The 19,604-nt window shown below is 26.8% G+C and carries 20 protein-coding genes and 1 pseudogene; 11 read left to right on the top strand and 10 right to left on the bottom strand.

The annotated features are described in order from the left end of the window. Positions 1–371: RepB family plasmid replication initiator protein (locus ACERKK_RS04105; protein ID WP_373771811.1), on the bottom strand; the 371-nt coding region annotated here is incomplete at its 3' end. A 937-nt stretch (positions 372–1,308) separates the two neighbouring features. Here ACERKK_RS04105 and ACERKK_RS04100 point away from each other — a divergent pair. From ACERKK_RS04100 to ACERKK_RS04090, 3 genes are all read left to right on the top strand, one after another. Beyond that, positions 1,309–2,376 (top strand): ParA family protein, encoded by a 1,068-nt coding sequence (locus ACERKK_RS04100; protein ID WP_373771810.1) that lies wholly within the window; start codon positions 1,309–1,311, stop codon positions 2,374–2,376. Position 2,377: 1 nt separating this feature from the next. Further along, a complete protein-coding gene (locus ACERKK_RS04095) occupies positions 2,378–3,412 on the top strand; it encodes a ParB/RepB/Spo0J family partition protein (RefSeq protein WP_373771809.1) in 1,035 nt (344 codons plus the stop codon). 179 nt (positions 3,413–3,591) lie between these two features. Then, positions 3,592–3,954, top strand: coding sequence for a hypothetical protein (locus tag ACERKK_RS04090; RefSeq protein ID WP_373771808.1), 363 nt, complete (start codon positions 3,592–3,594; stop codon positions 3,952–3,954). A gap of 218 nt (positions 3,955–4,172) precedes the next feature. On the opposite strand, the gene ACERKK_RS04085 is transcribed toward ACERKK_RS04090, so the two are convergent. The 9 genes and pseudogenes from ACERKK_RS04085 to ACERKK_RS04045 form a co-directional block, all read right to left on the bottom strand. Beyond that, entirely contained in the window at positions 4,173–5,204 is a 1,032-nt protein-coding gene (locus ACERKK_RS04085; RefSeq protein WP_373771807.1) for a hypothetical protein, read from the bottom strand. 78 nt (positions 5,205–5,282) lie between these two features. Then, the gene (locus tag ACERKK_RS04080) at positions 5,283–5,480 is read right to left on the bottom strand and encodes a hypothetical protein (protein ID WP_373771806.1); all 198 of its coding nucleotides are present in this window, start codon (positions 5,478–5,480) and stop codon (positions 5,283–5,285) included. A gap of 327 nt (positions 5,481–5,807) precedes the next feature. Further along, the gene (locus tag ACERKK_RS04075; RefSeq protein WP_373771805.1) at positions 5,808–6,266 is read right to left on the bottom strand and encodes a hypothetical protein; all 459 of its coding nucleotides are present in this window, start codon (positions 6,264–6,266) and stop codon (positions 5,808–5,810) included. 4 nt (positions 6,267–6,270) lie between these two features. After that, positions 6,271–6,690 (bottom strand): PDZ domain-containing protein, encoded by a 420-nt coding sequence (locus tag ACERKK_RS04070; protein ID WP_373771813.1) that lies wholly within the window; start codon positions 6,688–6,690, stop codon positions 6,271–6,273. Positions 6,691–6,966: 276 nt separating this feature from the next. Continuing rightward, positions 6,967–7,260 carry a trypsin-like peptidase domain-containing protein gene (locus tag ACERKK_RS04065; RefSeq protein WP_373771812.1) on the bottom strand — a complete coding sequence of 98 codons (294 nt, stop codon included), beginning with the start codon at positions 7,258–7,260 and terminating at the stop codon, positions 6,967–6,969. Positions 7,261–8,236: 976 nt separating this feature from the next. Further along, positions 8,237–8,386 carry a hypothetical protein gene (locus ACERKK_RS04060; RefSeq protein ID WP_373771804.1) on the bottom strand — a complete coding sequence of 50 codons (150 nt, stop codon included), beginning with the start codon at positions 8,384–8,386 and terminating at the stop codon, positions 8,237–8,239. 12 nt (positions 8,387–8,398) lie between these two features. Then, complete coding sequence (locus tag ACERKK_RS04055) at positions 8,399–8,602, bottom strand: helix-turn-helix domain-containing protein (RefSeq protein WP_373771803.1); 204 nt, start codon at positions 8,600–8,602, stop codon at positions 8,399–8,401. A gap of 63 nt (positions 8,603–8,665) precedes the next feature. Then, a pseudogene (locus ACERKK_RS04050) lies at positions 8,666–9,349 on the bottom strand (Rad52/Rad22 family DNA repair protein). Positions 9,350–9,390: 41 nt separating this feature from the next. Next, positions 9,391–9,708 carry a hypothetical protein gene (locus tag ACERKK_RS04045; protein ID WP_373771802.1) on the bottom strand — a complete coding sequence of 106 codons (318 nt, stop codon included), beginning with the start codon at positions 9,706–9,708 and terminating at the stop codon, positions 9,391–9,393. A 34-nt stretch (positions 9,709–9,742) separates the two neighbouring features. On the opposite strand from ACERKK_RS04045, the gene ACERKK_RS04040 reads away from it, so the two are divergent. From ACERKK_RS04040 to ACERKK_RS04005, 8 genes are all read left to right on the top strand, one after another. Next, entirely contained in the window at positions 9,743–10,015 is a 273-nt protein-coding gene (locus ACERKK_RS04040; protein WP_373771801.1) for a DUF1643 domain-containing protein, read from the top strand. Between the two features lie 14 nt (positions 10,016–10,029). Beyond that, positions 10,030–10,281 (top strand): hypothetical protein, encoded by a 252-nt coding sequence (locus tag ACERKK_RS04035; RefSeq protein WP_373771800.1) that lies wholly within the window; start codon positions 10,030–10,032, stop codon positions 10,279–10,281. A 302-nt stretch (positions 10,282–10,583) separates the two neighbouring features. After that, positions 10,584–12,533 carry an N-6 DNA methylase gene (locus tag ACERKK_RS04030; RefSeq protein WP_373771799.1) on the top strand — a complete coding sequence of 650 codons (1,950 nt, stop codon included), beginning with the start codon at positions 10,584–10,586 and terminating at the stop codon, positions 12,531–12,533. Continuing rightward, positions 12,523–13,851: a restriction endonuclease subunit S gene (locus ACERKK_RS04025; RefSeq protein ID WP_373771798.1), complete on the top strand. Its 1,329-nt coding sequence runs from the start codon at positions 12,523–12,525 to the stop codon at positions 13,849–13,851. Before ACERKK_RS04030 ends, ACERKK_RS04025 begins: the two co-directional genes overlap by 11 nt. Next, a complete protein-coding gene (locus tag ACERKK_RS04020) occupies positions 13,848–15,416 on the top strand; it encodes a hypothetical protein (protein WP_373771797.1) in 1,569 nt (522 codons plus the stop codon). Before ACERKK_RS04025 ends, ACERKK_RS04020 begins: the two co-directional genes overlap by 4 nt. A gap of 10 nt (positions 15,417–15,426) precedes the next feature. Beyond that, positions 15,427–18,561, top strand: a complete 3,135-nt coding sequence (locus ACERKK_RS04015; RefSeq protein WP_373771796.1) for a type I restriction endonuclease subunit R — start codon at positions 15,427–15,429, stop codon at positions 18,559–18,561. A gap of 210 nt (positions 18,562–18,771) precedes the next feature. Next, positions 18,772–19,116, top strand: a complete 345-nt coding sequence (locus ACERKK_RS04010) for a hypothetical protein (protein WP_373771795.1) — start codon at positions 18,772–18,774, stop codon at positions 19,114–19,116. A gap of 57 nt (positions 19,117–19,173) precedes the next feature. Next, a partial coding sequence (locus tag ACERKK_RS04005; protein WP_373771794.1) for a DUF4145 domain-containing protein occupies positions 19,174–19,604 on the top strand: 431 nt, incomplete at its 3' end.

Below are 19,604 nucleotides of genomic sequence, written 5' to 3'. Positions count from 1 at the left end.
TGATGAAATGATATTGAAAATTGATTACTATATTTTCTAAATTTAAAGTTATTTTGAATTAATCCAACTTCTTTTACTATAGCTTGGCCATTTTCAACTGTATCTATTGTCATGTAAACATTTGCTAATTTTTTTAATGTTGTTAATGTAGTTTTATATAAATGTTTATGATTTATATTTAATTCTTTTAATTCTTCATTAGTTATATTATAATATTCATTAAATCGAGGATCTTTTGAATTAACTTTTGATATGATTAATTTAAATATTTTTAAATCATTTAAATTAAAAACTGTAGTTGTTCCATAAAGTAATTCATTTCTTTGTACTACATATTTTTTGGCAATATTTATTTTAGTTTTTGGTTTCAATAGATTTCTTTAAATTTTATTTAAAGGTATGATACTTACAAAAAACTTAATAATCTCTTAAAAGTATATCTTTAAATCTTTATTATAACTTTTATGAGAAATGGGTATCTAGATCAAATTGTTTTATATTTATTTATATATACTATTTATAGGATTTCTAGAGCGACTAGTGTATCGTATGTTGAATATGTTTTGTGGTAACTAATATGAGAAATAAGAGCTATTAGTGTATACAATATTGAGAAATGATATATACCAACTTGAGAAATATAAACAAAAAGTATACACTAATGAGAAAATATTCTAAAAGTATACAATATTGAGAAATAAAATTTATTGTATATTTTTTTTGACATTTAAATAACTAATTTTGTATATAAAGGTTATTTAACAGCACTAAATCTATTAAATGTATACTAATGTGAGAAATACACAAAAATAAGTGATTTTGAACTTAATATTTCTCATATTAGTATACATTTAAAACTAAAAGTATACTAATATGAGAAATATTAATTCTTTAGGTGCCTATAAAATCAATACTTTGTAATATTTTCTCATTTTTAGATACCTTTAGATAAAAATGAGAAATATTTTAATAAAATCTAAATTTTAAATCTCATATTGGTATACATTTAATCTAATATAATACTCAAAGTCCCCTATTATCGCATTGATAGCATCAATTGAATAAAACATAAAATAAGTAATATCACTAAAAATAAGGAATATTGATATTTAGGTACTTTCTCATATTGGTATACTTTTAAATATTTTCTCATATTGGTATACTTTTTAATGCAATTAAGTTCATTAAGTTATAACTTAATGAACTTTTATTTGTTAACTAAAATATAAGTTATAATTGATTATACTTCTATTTATATAAATTCTTCAAATAAGAGAATAGTCACTATAAAAGAAAAAAGGCTTATTAATGATATATAATACTCTAAAAGATATTTCTGAACAAATAGGTATTAATGAAAAAAAGGTTGCAGAATTACTAACAAATAAAGTTATACCTAATATAAGTACAGGTTCTGTTCGTAAATACTACTATACTAGTACATATCTATTAGATTACGCGTATAAAATGATTTGTAAAGATAAGAATAAAAACTATGAATCAAGTAAAGAAGCTTTTTTAGAAAAAGATTTAGATACTTCTATTTTTAAAAAAAAGACAAAATGTAAGGTACTTACTATAACTAATCAAAAAGGTGGTGTAGGTAAAACAACTTCAAGTGCTAATATTGCTGCAACACTCTCTTTTTTAGGAAAAAAAGTATTGTTAATAGATATGGATTCACAAGCTCAATCTTCTAGATATTTTAAAAAAATATCTTTCGCAGGTAAAAGTATATTAAATTTATTTGAGAAATATAGAAATAGTAATAAGATATCTAAAGAAGATGTTAAACCATATATTAATACTTTTGAATTGGAAGAATGTAAAATTGATGTATTACCTTCTGAATTAAAATTAGCCAAAATGTTAGAACTAATGAGAATGAATAGTATGCCACATTTAATTCTTGATAAGATTATTAGTACTGTTAAAGATGAATATGATTATGTAATAATAGATACTCCCCCTTATTCTGGTTTATCATTAGAAATGGCAATTTTTGCGAGTGATAAGATTCTTCTTGCAACTGAAGCTGAAGAATTTTCTATTGAAGGATTAGAAGTTACAATTGAAGAAATAAAAGATTTTATAAAAGCTACGAGTAAAGATTTAGTTATTGATGGAATTATTATAAATAGTTTTATCAAAAATAGAACATCACATGATGAAGCCTATGATAGAATTCTTAACTTACTTGTTGACTTAGATTTAGATGATAATAATCTTATTACAAATAAAGAATCTACGATTGTTAGTAAAAGTCAATCAGTACAATTACCAATTATTGAATATAAAATTGAACCAAAACAAGCAATTATGATTTGTGAAGAATATTTTAAATATTGTACAAATTTAATTATAGAGGATAGATAATATGAATTATAAAGATATGAATAGTGATGATTTAATTAATAGAATAGATATATTAACAGATAAACAAAATAAATCATCTGCAGAAAAAATAGAATTAAAAAAATTAACTAAAGAATTTGATACAAGAACATCACCTGTTGTCGCAAGTGGTGTTTTTATTCCTGAAGAAATAGAGAATAAAAATAGAGTTGAATATATTGATATTGATAAAATAATTGATAATGATTTTAAAGATAGAACAGGTATTGATGAAAGTAAAATTAAATTATTAGCTGAGAGTATTGAAGAACATGGATTACTTCAACCAATTGTTGTTAAAAAAAATGATGATGAATCATATACAAAAATTATTGGAAAAAGAAGAATTTTAGCTCATAATTTATTGAAAAAGAAGAAAATTAAAGCGATTATATATCAAGGAGATAATAGTAATTATAAGATAAGGTTAAATATTTTACATGAAAATCATTTGAGAGAAGACCTAAATATGTATGATAAGGTTAAATCAGTATTATTTTTATTAAAAGAGTCTTTAAGTTTAGAAAATATAAATGATGTAAAGACACTATGTATTAAAATTAAGAACATTAATAAAATTAAAAATGTTGATGATAGTTTATTAGAAAATAAAACAAAAATCGAAAAAGTTTTAAAAGATAGTATGATTTTTTCTACTAATTCTACTTTTGTTAATTCTTTTCCTGTATTAGACATGGATGATTTTGTAATTGATGCTTTAACTCAAAACAAAATTAACTTTGCTACTGCAAAAACAATTAATTCATACAAAAATATTAAATTTAAAAATAATTTAACTTTAAAAGACATACTTAATGATGTTATTATCAATGAATACAGTTTTAGAGAATGTAAAAAATATATAGAACAATTAATTAAAAAAGATGACTCTCGAGAAAAAAATACAGTTAATGATAGTATAAAGTTTTTATTGAAAAATATTAATAAACTAGATATAAATAAACAAAAATCATTTGAAAAAGAACTAAACAATTTGAAAGAAAAATATTTTCAGTAATAAAACTACTTCTATGATTAAATATGTAAAATCTATCCTGACGTTAGGATAGATTTATAAACATTTGATAATTTAGAAATTAACTGATTAAATATTTCTATATATTTACTTTTTATAGTATACATAAAGAATTAACTTTTATTAAGTTATAACATAATGAAATTTAAATAAGGAATAAAATGAGATTAACATTGACAATGGATGAATATTTTAAACTAACAGAAATATTAGTAAAACATAAAGAGATTGAAATGGCTGAGCTTATAAGGGAAAAATTTAAAGATTCACTTCCTAGTCAAGAAGCATTCGAAAATAAACAAAATGCAGGAAAAAAAGCAAGAGCTAAAGTAGCTAATAGAAATAATAAGAAAGTAGATATAGCAATTGAAGAATTAATTAGAGAAAAAGAACTTATAACAGTAACAAGTGTTGCAAAAAAAGCCAATATTTCATATAACACTGCAAATAAATATAAAGTAAGAATACAATTAGCAGCTTCAAATGAAAAGAATAAGAAAGAAAACCCACATCAATTTCAATAAGATATAACAAAATGAAAATGAAGAATTTATCATTTTTTATTAAGTTATAACTAATTGAAAAATGAAGAACTAAAAAATCTTTTTTAAGTTTCTTATTCTAATCTTATATTCTATTTTTTCTTGATTAAACTTTTTTATTCATCAAGATTATTACCCTTAAATCTTCAAATTCCTGATGTTTTACTAACATTAATGTATTTATGGCAAGTGATTTTTTTTTAAATTTTATGATTAACCTTTTCATCTATAGTTTCTACATCTTGTTTTTGGCTAACATGAGAATCTTGGTCTACCTTTCCATCTTTAAAGGGAATAGAATTAACATCAACACCTGTTCCATAAATATCTTTTTGCGTAATGTCTAAACCGTCTGCAATTTTACCAAGAGTATTACTTATCTTATTGTTCGCCTTATTTAATTCAGTTCTTGCTTTATTAATTTCTTCTACACTTGAATTTGGATTTGAAGCAACTTTTTTATACTTTTCACTATTCTCATTTAATTGACTGTATAGTTCATTTTTTAACAAATTATCAGATTTTTGTGAATTACCTTTTAACTCTTCTCCATTTTGTGTTATAATTTTTTCATCTTTATTTTCAAAGGAGTCTTTATGAATCTTATCATCATCGGAATCTTTGGTTTTGCCATTTGTGCTATCGGTGCTATTATATACGGAGCTATTTGGGGTATCTATCTTGGAATCAAGAGTAGATTTAGTAAGAGCAAAAAATAGGTCTTTACTTCCATGACATAGCCTGCCTAAATTTTTCCCAATCGTTCCTGCTTCTGTGCTAAATTTCTTTTTGTTATTCTTATAATAATCTTGAATATCTTTATTTTCACTTACATTAATATATTCCCCTCTATTGGAAACATTATCACTCGTTTGAACAGAAGATTTCGTAGAAGAACCAAAGAATGAAAATTTTTTGCTTTTCGACCACAACTTAGCAAAAGTTTTGGTAGGCATGCCACTTTCTGTTTTAAATTTATCCTTATTTGATGAAAAAACTTCATTAAGTTCAGGATTATTTGACAAACTAATATTTTGCCCTTTCTTAATAGTTTTTTCTTCGCCTTTTGAATCTGTATATGTCATATCTTTTGTTGCAGTTACATTTCCTTTTGCAAAATTAAACGTCCTTTGAACTATTTCTACTGTAGTAAGTGCAGTTACTCCACCCAATGTTGCGGCTGCTATATCTGCATCTTCTTGCTGATTAAAATAATTCTGATAAGCCTTCATATCCTTTTTATGCAATGAAAGGAATAAGCTTACTAGGAGTTGTAACTAGTTCTGCTGCTTCTTTCATTCTAGCAGACTCTATAGTATCAGCACTTGTTGCATAGCATCAGTACTTGTTCCCGTTTTAGCCGTAACTACATCTTTTGTTGTTGCTGTATTATTAACATTAGCACTAACTTGACCGTCTAAGAAGTTAAATGATACTCCTGCTATTGTTGCACCTGCCATCTTTTCTGTATATCTTCTACCTGCACCTACTCCGATTGTCTTTGCCATTTTATAACCAGTTTTAGCTTTTAAATTTTCTATTTAAAAGCTAATAATATTACTAGTTCATATATAGATGAGTGTTTTTCATTAAAGAATTTAAAGTCTAAAGAAAGAAAGTTTATTAAACTTATCCCAGCGCTGGGATAAAATATTTGATGTTACAGTTAGAATAAAAAATAATAAGATTTTTTACACTATTTCGAATAATACTTTACTTAATATCTATTAAGTAATACAAAATGTGTTTAAAATTCACTTATTAGTATTTGCACTAATTCTAAAATCTATGAATGGTTCAGATAACTTCTTATCAAATGCCAATTTTTGCAATTTTCATAATACTGAAGAAAAAGGTGAACGCACAATATTTTTTATTCTTTCTTGAAAAGGGATTCCAACAACTACTGTATCTTCCTTAATGATTTTTCTTCTAAGGAAATTTATTTTTGTAGGTATTTTAATTTTAGCAACAGCATGTATTTTATTTTTATAAACATCTACATCAAAGGTCATATTAAAATTTAGTTTTATTCTTCTATTATAATAAGTATTTTCTACAAAACTTTCCATACCCGGATAGATATCATTTGCATCAAAAAAAATATCGTTATTACAGCTTGTACAAATATAATTATTATTAATATAATCCCCTGTTACTATTTCATCATGCTCACACTTGCATAAATATACTCTTACTAAATATTCATTTGCTACATTATCAAGTAAAAATAAGTTATCATGAGTTTTAAGTTTTGAAACAAGTACCCACGAAACTGTTATTATTTTTCTCATATTTTTAATCAACTCTTCTATCATTATTTAAATAATAAATTCGTTTTAAGTCTTTAAAACTATTTTTTGCTTCTTTTACATTTAAAATTACTTTTTGTTTATTTAAAGTTTCAATAACTACAAATTCAGTATCCAAAGTATCTGTTAGACTTACAAAGTGCTTGACATTTTTAACTTTTATATTATTTACTGTGTTTACTACATATGCTCCTGAGTAATATCCTCTATTAACTTTATGGGGGAAAATAGTTTGCATCCAAATAACTGGTTCTGATAACTCTTCAATTCTATTTTTATTATAAAAAAGCATATCTATACTATTTGCTTTATTTGAAATTGCACTCATATAGTTTTTAGTTAATGGTGTAAAAGTTAATCCCCCAAATATTAAATATCTAGGTTCTTTATCAAACTCTCTAGTAATTAATGGATCAATTTTTTTAATAGTATATTTTAAATTAATCTCTTTTTTATCTCTTAAAACTTTTACATCAATAGTATCACCAATTTATTTTTGATTAGAAATTAAAGATGAATTTACACTTCCAAATTTAGATTCAATTGTTCCATTATTTATAATTTTATTTCCATCCATTTCAAGTAAAATATCATTTTCTTTAAATACATCAACTCCATAAGCAACTTTATTGATTAGAATACCTTTGCCATTTTTTAAACCAAAATAATCTTTTACACTATCTTATTTAATAAAGCTTACACTTAAATCATTTGATTCAAAACCATTTACAACACCATCTTTTATATCTTCTAAAAAAGTATTTATAATAATTGAAGGAATTATATAAGAGATATTATCAGCATTTTTCAAACTCATCATAGATATACCAATTAAGTTTCCATTTTTATCAATTGTAGGACCTCCACTATTTGCACTATTAATAGCTGCATCAACTTGAATAGTCAATAAATCAAATCTACTCCATACATAACTAGTATATTTAATTCTCGATACAATACCTGTAGTAGTTGAAATAGTTTGACCACCAAAGGATAACCTAATACTGTAACTTCATCTCTTGGTTTAATATTTTCATTTAGTTTAAGAGGTTTTGTATTAGAGAAGAATGTTTTATCTTAAACTTCAATAAATTTTTGGTGTTTGCCATGGGTATTTATAGTTTGAACTTGATACGGAAGTGAATATTTTTATAACTGATGTTGTTGGTAGATTTACAGCATAAGCTGATATTGTTAGTATTGTAATGAATAATAGTTTTACATCTTTATCCTTTTGTTTTATTTATAAAATTCTACAGTTTAATTTTCCCATATATTGATACAGCTACCCTAACTAGGACATAGAATTTATTAGTCTATGTCCTAGTTAGGGTAGCTGTATCACAAAAAAGGTGGAAAAGAATTAAGTTCAAAAGCTTTTATAAAAATAGTTAAAGAGAATTTAAAGCAGTTAGTCATATGGAGTTGTAACTTAATAGAAGAAACATAATTTAGATTTTCTAAAATACAATAGTAGATAAATTTTTCACTTAAACTTTAAAATAAAATCTAGATTTATATTCAAAATTATAAAAAATATTATTACTTTTTATTCTCTTTGTATTATTAAATATTTTATCCCAACGTTGGGATAAAAATATAAAGTAGTTACTTGTTGTTAATCATGTACAGTTTTTATAACTTATTTTAGGAAAAAAATTAATAAAGAAATACCTATAGAACCTATAAATCTTGATATAATAAAAATAATGTAAGGCTTATTGAATGTAACAATTGTTTTATTATTAATAAAATGATTAAAATTCATATATAATTTAAAAGGAATGATTTGTGGATTGTATAAAATCTTTAATGTTTGAAAAAGTTTTATCTACTATTTTAGTAAATCAAAAAACCGCTTTGGAGAAATTAAATATAGAATACTTCCATGTTTATAATTTTTTGAAAAATGAGTATCAACAAATTGATAATATAACAGAACAATATGTATTTCAGTTTACATATTGATTATATTTAAAACTTACAAAGGCTTCTAAAATATCATTTCCTACTCCAGTACCAAGTAACTGTAAATTATTAGTTTCATAATTTGAACTATCATAGGTAAATCCATCTTTGGTTAAAAACAAGTAATTTTTCATGTTTTTAATACCTCAAGTTTCATATACAAATCTTGCTATTTCATCAAGAGAGAACAATATCATTCCTGATACTTTTTTTGAGTTAAGCTCTCCACTTTTTCTTAACCTATCAATAGTTGCCGTACTTATATTTAACTCATGTGCTGTTTCTTTCTTTGTTAATAGCATCCTATTATAATTTTTTCTTAATATTTCTATAAATTCAGTTTTTAACATTTGGTATCCTTTTTTATAATTTTTAATTTTATGCAGCCTGTCTTAGTTGCATATACTAAGATTTTAAGTACTATCCCAGCTAAAGCCATGAGCTTTAATCACATCTTTATTTGCAAACACATTTTCACCTGTAACAATTAAAATATCCCCTTGTTGAATAACTTGTAATCCTAAATTAATCAGCTGATTAAAGTCTTGCTGATATTTGTATGGTTGTTGATAAGATTGTTTTTGAGGTTGATTGTATTGTTGCTGATTTATGTTAGCTGGTTGTTTGAAGTTTTGTTGTTTTGTTTGATACTCTTGATTATTAGTATGGTTTTTATCTTTATTATATAAAGAATTGCCAAATTGATTTCCAAAGCTTCTTAAAGCTCGTTTGAGTGCATCTGTTACTGCTTCTTTTGCAGCTCTTTCATGTGCATCAGCTAAAGTTTTAGTAACTCCAGTCCCAAATCCAACATCTTCTCTACTTACATCTTTTGTGTGATTTTCACTATGCACTATAATTTGCACTTGTGCTTTATAACAAACTACCGTATTTCGGTTTTGGTTAACTTCTTGAGATACTTGTTCTAATTTTGAAACAGAATAAGACTAATTTCCAAACCCAAACACTCTATTAGCTGTCTCAATAGTATCGTGTCCTTCGATATAAGCAAGAGAAATATTTCCTTTCTCTCTAGTTTTTACCCTTAAATTATCAAGTTCAGCATTTAATATCTGTATTTGTTTATCATTGAACATCTATACCCTCCTATGATGCTTGTTTTAACTGTAATATTTCATCAGTTGTTATTGTTAACTGCTCTTTTTGTATTAATTGTTACTTTAGCTGGGTGTGTAGTTTCAATCTTTTCAACAGCAATAAACTCACTTAGCTCTTTTATTGCATCAGAGTTTTCATCTACAACTTTTGCTATTGCTTCATCATCAACACTAAATTTCACATATACTAAACCCATTACTGCATTTTCATCTTTTACAGTAATTTTTTGTTTTGTAGTAGTTGATTCTTTTGTTAATGTTAGTGAACTCAATATTGTTCCATCAATTCTATCAACACCGTTTTTAATTAAAACATCTGCCGTTATTAAATGTATCAATTATGCAAAGTATTGGGAGTATGGAGGAATTTATATGATAAATCTATTTGCATTAAGAGCAACTGACCCAAATGAACTTTATAAATCAATTGACCCTATTGGTATAGACAATGATAGATATCTGAAACTAATTACATCAAAATCTGATAAAGTAATATGTGCTTGGGGTAATCATGGTACATTTAATAATCGTAATAATGAAGTTTTAAAACTAATTGACAATAAATATTATTTAAAAATGAACAAAACAGGAGAACCTGCACATCCACTATATTTAAAGTCTGATTTAACCCCTATAAAATATTAAATAAAGGAATAATAATGAAACTAGAAACATTTCAAACTATAGCTGTTGGCTCGATATTAATTTGGGCAATTATATGTATAAAATTGGCTTATATAAATAAAGATTTAAATGGTGCAATAGAAGATAATAGATATAAAACTGGTTGGCGTGATAATATTGAACCAGAGTATGTTAGAAAAATTTCTTTTAAAAAATATTTTAATTTAGTATTTATATTGTACAGTGTTTTCTTTGTGATTTATTTTTTAGTATATAAAGGAAATTAGCTTAATAGAAACCTGAGGATTCAACAAGGAGAGAAGTTTCCTTTTGAAAATTACTCAATCTTTACAAGTAAGCAAATTAAGAATTTATAATAACTCTTAAAAATTCAAATAAGGTTTAATATGGTTTATTACCATATTAGCCTTAATACTGCAAAATCCTAAATATCATAAATGTCAAATTGAGTAGTTTATGAATAATTACAAAGAAATAAAATATCTTGTATAAGATTTATAACTAATTTTATTACAACTTTAGCATATAAAAGAGATAATAAGCACCATAAAAGAAAAAGGAATAAGCTTTGAGCATATCAGCATTAATTTGGAGTACAGCAGATTTATTAAGGGGAGATTACAGACAATCAGACTATGGAAAAATAATCTTACCTTTCACACTATTAAGAAGATTAGAATGTGTACTTGAATCAACAAGAGATGATGTACTAAAAGAATTTGAAGCTAGAAAAGATTTAGGAATACCTTTAGAGCAATTTTTAGTTAGAAAATCAAACAACAGTTTTTACAATACATCAAAGTTTTCTTTGTTTAAATTAATGGCTGATTCAAATAACTTAAGAGATAACCTTGAAAGCTATATCAATAGTTTTAGTGCTAATGCTAGAGAGATATTTGAAAAGTATGATTTTAATGCACAGATTGATAAACTAAATGACAATAACCTTTTATATCTAATTGTAGAGAAGTTTTCTAGCTTTGATTTAACTCCTGCAACTGTATCAAACCATAAAATGGGTTTAATGTTCGAAGAACTTATTAGAAAGTTTGCAGAGCAATCAAATGAAACAGCAGGGGAACACTTTACACCTCGAGATATTGTAAGACTTACAACTTCACTTTTATTTACACTAGATGATAAAGCATTAACTCAAAATGCAGTCGTTAGAAGCCTATACGACCCTACAGCAGGTACGGGAGGCTTTTTAAGTAGTGGTAGTGAATATATCCATGAAATCAATCCTAACGCCTCACTAGCAACATTTGGTCAAGAACTTAATCCAGAGTCATATGCAATCTGTAAAGCTGATATGATGATAAAAGGTCAACCAGTTGAGAATATCAAACTAGGTAATACACTAAGCAACGACCAACTATCTAACAAGAAATTTGACTATATGCTATCAAACCCACCATTTGGTGTTGAGTGGAAGAAAGTTCAAAAAATTGTAACTGATGAACATAAGCTAGAGGGCTATAATGGTAGATTCGGAGCTGGACTTCCAAGAGTATCTGATGGTTCACTTCTATTTTTAATGCATCTTATTTCTAAAATGACACCAAAAGAAGAAGGTGGAAGTAGAATTGGTATTATTCTAAATGGATCTCCACTGTTTACTGGAGGTGCAGGAAGTGGTGAGAGCGAAATAAGAAGATATGTAATTGAAAATGACTTAGTGGAAGCAATTATTGCAATGCCAACTGATATGTTCTTTAATACAGGTATTTCTACTTATATATGGATACTATCAAACCACAAAGAAGAACATAGAAAAGACAAAGTACAACTTATCAATGCTTCAAACATGGGTGAGAGTATGAGAAAAAGCCTAGGAAGTAAAAGAAAACAACTAAGCCAAGCTCAGAGTGATGAAATAGTTAGAATGTATGGAGATTTTATAGAATCTAAAGAATCGAAGTTATTTGATACTACTGACTTTGGATATAGAAGAATTACAATTGAAAGACCACTACAAATAAGCTATTATCCTAAAGATGACATAAGAATCGAAGCACTGAAAGCTGATAAAGCCTTTATCAAACTAGAATCTATAGCAGATAAAATACTAGAAGGTCTAAAAGACTTTGATGATGAGAAAATAGCAAGTAGAGATAAGTTTAATAAAGAATTGTTAAGTAAACTAGATATTAAACTAACAGCTTCAAATCTAAAGTTGCTACAAAAACACTTATCAGAGCATGATGATGACGCAGAATTATGTAAAGACTCTAAAGGTAAACTAGAAGCAAACTCAGATTTAAGAGATTATGAAAATGTACCATTAGAACAAGATATAAATGAATACTTTAATAAAGAAGTAAAACCTCATGTACCACTTGCTTGGATTGATACTAAAAAGAAAGATGAAACAGATGGACTTATAGGAATAGTAGGATATGAGATACCATTTAATAGACACTTTTACGAATATGTACCACCAAGAGATTTAGAAGAAATAGACGAAGAGCTAGATATTTTAACTAAAGAGATACTGGGGATGCTTCATGAAGTATAAGAAGTATCCTAGTTATAAGGATAGTGGTGTTGAGTGGTTAGGTGAAATTCCTAGCAAATGGACATATTCTAAACTAAAATATTATATTGATAATCTAGTAGCAGGAGGAACACCTAAAACAGACAATAAAGAATATTGGTCTGAATCAAATGAAGGTTTACCTTGGGTTTCTATTTCTGATATGACAAGAAGTGAACTAGTTAAAGAAACAAAAAAGAATGTAACTTATAAAGGTATTACTGATAAAAATTTAAAAGTTTTACCTAAAGGTACTATACTTTATTCAATATTTGCTTCATTAGGAAAAGTTGCTATCACAGATGTCCCTCTTACAACAAATCAAGCAATCTTAGGACTGCTACCAAATAAAAAAATAGATAAGAGATTTTTATATTGGTTACTTATTGGATTAGAAAGTTATGTTCAGTTCACTGCAAGTAGTAATACTCAAGATAATTTAAATTCTGAAAAAGTTTCTAATTTTCCCTTATCGATACCTTTAAATGAACAGCAACAAATAGCAAAATTCCTAGACAGTGCCACACAAAAGATAGATACTCTTATTACCAAACAAGAAAAGTTAATAGAGTTGCTAAAAGAGAAACGACAATCAGTTATATCTCATGCAGTTACAAAAGGACTTAATCCTGATGTAAAGTTTAAAGATAGTGGTGTTGAGTGGTTGGGAAATGTTCCTGAGCATTGGAGTGTATCTAAAATTGGTTATTATGCATTTGTAACAAAATTAACAGGATTCGAATATACAAATTTATGGAGAACATCAGAAGATGGTGAGATTATTGCCCTAAGAGGGTTTAATATTAAAGAAAGGAAATTAGATTTATCTAAAACTGAAAAAATTACAGGAGCATTATCAAAAAAATTATCTAGATCTAAATTGTCATCTGGGGATATTGTATTTCCATGTACGGGAACAATAGGAAATGCTGCAATAATTGAAAGTGATAATAAATTCCACATAAATCAGAATATCGCAAAAATTACATTTGATTCATGTATTAACCCTTCTTATGCAGTTTATTGGATGTTAGGTACTTTTATAAAAAAAACTATTGATAAGAATAATATGTCAGGTATGCAACCAGTGGTTTTAATTGGTGACATTAGAAATCTTCCTATAATAAAAATTGATTACGTTGAACAACAACAAATAGCAAACTACCTAGACGATAAAATATCTAAAATAGACACTCTAATAGGAAAATCAAAAAAATCCATAAAACTCCTAAAAGAAAAAAGAACAGCTCTTATAAGTGCAGCAGTTACAGGGAAGATTGATGTAAGGGAAACTCTATGAGTAATCAATGTTCAAATACATTTCCACAGCAATGCAAATTCAATAAATATAAAGAATATAAAGAATGTATTTTACATTTTGACAAAAAAGAAATGTCAAGTTTACATAATCCATATTTTACTGAACCTGAACAGTTTTATAATCATTTAGTATCATATATAGTAGAGTCTGTATTTGAATATGCTGGAAATCAAATAGAAAACGATAAAGATACATTACGCGATTATTTAAAGGGCGTACAAGTACCTAATAAAGAGAATGTTGCTAAGAAGCTAAAAGCAACTAAAATAGTTTTTACAAAGGTATCATTTCCCAACACAGATGATAGAGAACAATATAATTACGAAACGGTATTAAAAAAACTTGGTAAGATTTGGTTTAATTATTGTGACTTTTATATTCCACACCTAGATATAGAGCATATAGAATGTTTTTTCCAAGATTGTAATTTTTATGAATATTGGAGTTTAAAGAACTTTAAAGCCTTTAAAGACCTTGATGATTTAGAAGTTTATAATACATGTACTTTCCATGAAGATATTAATGCTTCAGGAGGAGAAAAAGACCAATATCTATTAGAATATATTCAGTTTAATGGATGTACTTTTAAAAAAGAACTTACATTTGAAAATATTCATGCTTTAAAACCTATTTTTAAGGACTGGAGTGAATTTAAATCTTCTATAAATACTCTAAAGATTTCTAACTGTAAAATTGTTGATAGATTTACAATAGATAACTACACTATTGAAAATGTGCTTTTTGAGAATACTGTGTTTACAGAAAAGTTTGAATTTATAAATAATACTGTAAATATAATGGATGTTAATAATAGTAATTTCGATAAGTTAGCTGAGTTCTATGAATCAGACTTTAAACAATTTAAAATATTTAAATCTATATTTACAGACTATACAGGTTTTGAGAAATGTGAGTTTGGAAAAGATGAAGATATAGGAAACCAATACATAACAAACTTTCAATATGTTACATTTTTAAGTTTTGTCAATTTTAGAAATACGAATTTTAAAAGTGGATTACTGTTTGAAGATACTAACTTAAAGGAGTCTCCAAACTTTTTAAATTCTAAAATAAGTTTTAAAAACACCTCTAGAGAAACATTTAGAATAATTAAATATTCTTTTGACAAACTAGGTAATCATATAGAAGCGAATAAGTATTTTTCTCTAGAGATGAAGAAATATAAGGAAGAACTTTCTAAAAGTAGTATCTGGAGCCAAGAAAGATTTATATTTTGGTTTAATGAAAAAGTTTCTAATTATGGACAAAACTATTTAAAGGCAACAATGTGGTTACTCATTTCTTCATTTCTATATACATTGTTAATTGTACTTAGTGAGAATATAGAGTTTAAAGACTGGTTGAGGAATCAAGATCTAATGCTTTCTACGATTAAGTATCTTAATTCATGGTTTTCATCTATAATAATTTTTAAAAAATTACTACCACCAAACTTAGAATTTGCAACAGTTATATTTGCGATATTACAATCAACACTAATTTGGCATATTTTAGTCTCAGTTAGAAGACATTCAAAAAGATAGGATTAAGTAAATGAGCATACACGACAAACACAAAGAAAACCAATTTGAAACAGAGATAGTAGACTATTTAAGTTCTACTACATGGATTGAAGGAACTAGCCAAGGCTATGATAAAGAATTATCTATATATCCTGAAGATTTACTCTCTTTTATTAAAACAACACAGCCAAAAGCTTATGAAAAAATGGCTAAAAGAGAAGGTGCTAAAGTTGATGAAGTTCTTTGTAAGTTTGTGGCTCGTGAGCTTGATAAAAAAGGTTCACTTTATTACTTTAGACATGACCTAAAATATATAGGTTCTAAATTTAAACTATGTCAGTTTAAGCCAGAACTAGAAAATGATGAACTAGAAGAAAAATACCAAGCAAATATATTAAGAGTTGTAAGACAAGTATATTACTCAGAAAACAACCAAAAAAGCATTGATATAGTACTTTTCTTAAATGGAATACCTCTATCTACAATAGAACTTAAAACAGATTTCACTCAAAATATCCAAGATGCAATAATCCAATATAAAAAAGATAGACTACCAAAAGGTGAGCCTTTACTAGAGTTTAAAAAACGATGTTTGGTTCACTTTGCAGTAAGTACTGATGAAGTATATATGACTACTAAATTAGCAGGAAATAAGACATTCTTTTTACCTTTTAATAAGGGTAAGAAGGATGGAAGTGCAGGAAACCCAGCAAATGAACATGGTTATGCAACTTCATATCTTTGGGAAGAAGTATTACAAAAAGATTCATTGCTAAATATACTATCAAGATACATACACTTAGAAGTAAAAGATAAAGAAGATCATACAGGTAGAAAATATACTACTGAAACACTAATCTTTCCAAGATACCATCAACTAGATGTTGTTAAAAAACTATTAGCCCATACTAAAGAACAAGGTGCAGGGAATAACTACTTAATTCAACATAGTGCAGGAAGTGGTAAAAGTAATAGTATTGCATGGTTAGCTCATCAATTATCAACACTACATGATAATAATGCCCAAGCCATTTTTAACTCAACAATTGTAATTACAGATAGAACCGTATTAGATAGTCAATTGCAAGAGACTATATCAAGCTTCGAGCATAAGAGTGGAGTTGTTGTTGGAATTAGTCGAGAAGGCTCAAATGAATCTAAGTCAACTCAATTAGCCGATGCCCTTGAACGAGGTGCAAAGATTATCATTACAACAATACAAACATTCCCTTTTATATTAGAAGCTATTCAGAAAAGAACAACACTAAAAGAGAATAAATATGCAATCATCGCAGATGAAGCTCATTCTTCACAAACTGGTGGAACGGCAAAGAAACTAAAAGAAGTTCTAAGCTCACAACAAATTGCAGAAGGTGAAGAATTTAGCGTAGAAGATATCATAAATGCACAATTAGAAGCAAAAGCTAATAGTGCAAACTTAAGCTATTATGCATTTACAGCAACGCCAAAGCCTAAAACACTAGAAATGTTTGGTGTACTACCAGATCCAACACAACCACCTAGTATTGAGAATAAACCACTAGCTTTTCATCATTACAGTATGAAGCAGGCAATAGAAGAAGGGTTTATTTTAGATGTATTAAAAGGTTATACTACTTATAAACTATTCTACGAATTAGAACATCAAGATAAATCAAAAGATACAGAAGTAGAAAGTAAGAAAGCTAAGAGAAAAATATCTAAATGGCTTACACTTCATCCCCATAATATAGCACAAAAGGTAGAAGTAATTGTAGAACACTTTATAACAACTGTTTCTCATTTACTAGATAACCAAGCTAAAGCGATGGTAGTTACTTCAAGTAGACAAAGTGCAGTAAGGTATAAACTCGCCTTTGATGACTATATAAGAGAAAATAATTTATCAAATATGCAAGTAATGGTAGCTTTCTCAGGAAAGGTGGAAGATGATGTTGAAGGATTAGAAAAAGAGTACACAGAAACTAATCTAAACCCTAATTTAAAAGGTCGTGATATGCGAAAAGCATTTGATACAAATGAGTATCAAGTTATGCTTGTAGCTAATAAGTTCCAAACAGGATTCGACCAACCAAAACTTTGTGCTATGTATGTAGATAAGAAGTTAGGTGGAGTTGATTGTGTTCAAACACTTTCACGACTTAATAGAACATATTCAGGTAAAGAGCAAACATTTATCTTAGACTTTGTAAATGAGATTGAAGATATTAAAGAGGCGTTTGAGCCATATTATACAACTAGTGAAATTGATGATATTACAGATCCAAATATTGTATATGATATTCAATCAAGCTTAGAAGGTAATGAAATATTTACAGATATAGATGTAGAAAACTATGCTCAAGCGTTCTTTAATCCTAAAGGTACACAAGCACAAATGAGTAGTGCTTTAAAGCCCTCTATCGACCGATACAAGGGCAAATATAAAGAAGCCTTATTATCTATACAGAATATTAAAAAAGCCCTAGAAAACGGAAAACAGGACAATGATGAAAAAGCTATCCATAATCTAGGATTAGATTTAAAAGAGGCAAATGAAAAGAAGAGTGAATTAGAGATTTTTAAAGCCAATATGGTTAAATTTGTAAGAATGTATGAGTTCTTATCACAGATAGTTGATTACTCAGATGAAGACCTAGAAAAACTATGTGCTTTTACAAAAGGATTAATTCCTAATCTGAAAACTGTTAATGCATCAGATGATATTGATATATCATTAGTACAATTAGCAAGATACCAATTACACAAACAAAAAGAGCAAACAATTACATTAGAAGGTGGAGAAGAACTTAAAGGAATTACAGATGTTGGAACGGCAACACCAAAAGATCCAGAGAAAGTTTTTCTAACAAAAGTAGTTGAAGCAATGAATACACTTTTTAAAGGTGAATTTACAGATGATGATGTTTATAACTATGCCAAAACAATATCTGATAAAGTTAAAGAAGATACAGTAGTAATAGAGCAAATTACAAACAACTCTAAAGAACAAGCAATGCTTGGAGGATTTGCTGAAAGATTAAATGATGCTGTTATTGATAGTTTAGATATTCATCAAAGTATGGCTAGTCAAGTTCTTAGTGAAGAAAAGATCAGAAAAGGATTGGCAAATATTGTTTATGATGTAATTATAAAGGGAATTAATTCTCAAAGCTTAATGAAATAAAATGAACGATAATTTTCTAATTCAACTACTTAAAATCATAAAACAAAGTAAACAACCAATTATAAAAGCTTTTGAGGATGATTCCTCAAGAGCTTCTTATATTGATTTTAATTCAGTATTAAAAGATATTCAAAATTATACAAAGAGACTTTCAAAGTCCATAAAGAAGAAGCTAGTACATTTAATAAGAACTATGCGAGTGAAGAGCAGATGATAAAATCTGTAAGTGACTTTTTTGATAACATTAACTTTGAAGTAAATGAACTTATCAATATTTATAAAGATATAAAAGGTAATATCTCAAATGACAATATCCAAGTATTACTATCATTACAAATCAGTAAAAAAGTGCTATATGATTATATAGTTTGGTGTGAAAAGTTAGAAAATGCACTTATGGGAATTGATGAAGATGAAGTTATATATATGCCAAATGTAGAGATTGAAAGTGAGATAATCACTTTTATAACTGATAATACAAAATCAAATGATTTAAATTGTTGGTTACCGTTCTTTGGTGGTATTGGATTAGGGTTTTTATTGGATGATGAATAACTTTACAAAAATTTATATGTAAATTAAAATTAAGCTATATTGGAGTGATTTATTAAAATGTATGATATTGACATTGCAAAAAAATTTAATAAAGATATTGGAGAAGAGTATTATACTGCAATCCAATTTTTGGAGCTTTCAGAAGAAACAGCAATATTAAAATTTAGACAAGTAGCAGAATTACTTACCTATCACTTATCAAATCATTTTAAAATTGAGTTTAGTAAGGAAAGCTTTTATACAAGAATTAAAGTCTTAACAGAAAAGAAAATACTAAATGAAGAGTTAAAAGATAGTTTTCATAAATTGAGAATCCTATGTAATAATTCAATTCATAAGTATGATTTGAATAAAGATAAAAAGGAAGAAATTTTAGTTAGTGATGAAGACGGTTTTCAAAAAAAAGAATATAGTGATATTAAAGAAATACGTGAACTTGTTATAAATATATTAAAAAAAGTATACAGTCTAATAAATCAATGTGCGAT

Source organism: Poseidonibacter sp. (genome assembly GCF_041821165.1).
Lineage (GTDB): Bacteria > Campylobacterota > Campylobacteria > Campylobacterales > Arcobacteraceae > Poseidonibacter.
Note: the sequence above shows the minus strand (reverse complement) of the source record. Positions and strands in the feature narration are given on the sequence as shown.

What these genes read in the sequence shown, in the direction of transcription:
- ACERKK_RS04100 (WP_373771810.1), top strand. Translation starts at nt 1,309, where the DNA reads ATGATATATAATACTCTAAAAGATATTTCTGAACAAATAGGTATTAAT.
- ACERKK_RS04095 (WP_373771809.1), top strand. Translation starts at nt 2,378, where the DNA reads ATGAATTATAAAGATATGAATAGTGATGATTTAATTAATAGAATAGAT.
- ACERKK_RS04090 (WP_373771808.1), top strand. Translation starts at nt 3,592, where the DNA reads ATGAGATTAACATTGACAATGGATGAATATTTTAAACTAACAGAAATA.
- ACERKK_RS04085 (WP_373771807.1), bottom strand. Translation starts at nt 5,204, where the DNA reads ATGAAGGCTTATCAGAATTATTTTAATCAGCAAGAAGATGCAGATATA.
- ACERKK_RS04080 (WP_373771806.1), bottom strand. Translation starts at nt 5,480, where the DNA reads ATGGCAAAGACAATCGGAGTAGGTGCAGGTAGAAGATATACAGAAAAG.
- ACERKK_RS04075 (WP_373771805.1), bottom strand. Translation starts at nt 6,266, where the DNA reads ATGAGAAAAATAATAACAGTTTCGTGGGTACTTGTTTCAAAACTTAAA.
- ACERKK_RS04060 (WP_373771804.1), bottom strand. Translation starts at nt 8,386, where the DNA reads ATGAAAAATTACTTGTTTTTAACCAAAGATGGATTTACCTATGATAGT.
- ACERKK_RS04055 (WP_373771803.1), bottom strand. Translation starts at nt 8,602, where the DNA reads ATGTTAAAAACTGAATTTATAGAAATATTAAGAAAAAATTATAATAGG.
- ACERKK_RS04040 (WP_373771801.1), top strand. Translation starts at nt 9,743, where the DNA reads ATGATAAATCTATTTGCATTAAGAGCAACTGACCCAAATGAACTTTAT.
- ACERKK_RS04035 (WP_373771800.1), top strand. Translation starts at nt 10,030, where the DNA reads ATGAAACTAGAAACATTTCAAACTATAGCTGTTGGCTCGATATTAATT.
- ACERKK_RS04025 (WP_373771798.1), top strand. Translation starts at nt 12,523, where the DNA reads ATGAAGTATAAGAAGTATCCTAGTTATAAGGATAGTGGTGTTGAGTGG.
- ACERKK_RS04020 (WP_373771797.1), top strand. Translation starts at nt 13,848, where the DNA reads ATGAGTAATCAATGTTCAAATACATTTCCACAGCAATGCAAATTCAAT.
- ACERKK_RS04015 (WP_373771796.1), top strand. Translation starts at nt 15,427, where the DNA reads ATGAGCATACACGACAAACACAAAGAAAACCAATTTGAAACAGAGATA.
- ACERKK_RS04010 (WP_373771795.1), top strand. Translation starts at nt 18,772, where the DNA reads ATGATAAAATCTGTAAGTGACTTTTTTGATAACATTAACTTTGAAGTA.